The organism is Paraburkholderia solisilvae (assembly GCF_902859875.1).
GTDB classification, from domain to species: Bacteria; Pseudomonadota; Gammaproteobacteria; order Burkholderiales; family Burkholderiaceae; genus Paraburkholderia; species Paraburkholderia solisilvae.
In genome coordinates, this window is sequence record NZ_CADIKF010000142.1 from 1 (window position 1) to 581 (window position 581).

1 protein-coding gene is annotated in these 581 nt (G+C 57.8%); it reads left to right on the plus strand.

Going from position 1 to position 581, the window contains the following annotated elements; genetic code table 11:
• Nucleotides 1-176: 176 nt before the first annotated feature.
• Nucleotides 177-506 (plus strand): winged helix-turn-helix transcriptional regulator, encoded by a 330-nt coding sequence (locus HV675_RS32180; protein WP_343056931.1) that lies wholly within the window; start codon nt 177-179, stop codon nt 504-506.
• Nucleotides 507-581 lie beyond the last annotated feature (75 nt).

The window sequence follows — 581 nt, forward strand, 5'->3', positions numbered from 1 at the left end:
AGCCGCGGGCAGGTGCACCTCGTCCATACGGCACATGAACGCCCTATCCGGGGCTCTCTTCGTCATCGTCTCTGGTAACTTTGCAGGAAGGCATATTCTTGATACCGGAGCGCATCGAAGTGACCAGTGAACACCACCATCCGACGCACGACGACTGTCGGAGAGTGAGCACAATCTTGACTCGCGTCGGCGACAAGTGGAGTGTTTTGGTCGTCATCCTCCTCGGGGACGATTCCAAGCGCTTCAACGAAATCAAGCGCATGGCGGACGGGATATCGCAGAGAATGCTGACGCTCACGCTGCGCGGTCTGGAGCGGGACGGCTTAGTCACGCGTACCATCTACCCGACAAAACCTCCGCGAGTTGATTACGAATTGACCGCACTTGGGCGGTCACTGTGCGAGCCCGTCCGGGCACTCGGTATGTGGGCGCAAATACACCTGGCTGAAATCGAAGATGCCAGAAGGGCATTCGATCAACGGACCGAGGTCGAGGGATCTGTTTAGACGGGTGACCGTTCGCGCTCCTGCCGAACTCCCATGACTCGACATGAGCGTTGTTGCACGGAGGAAATCGAGGTT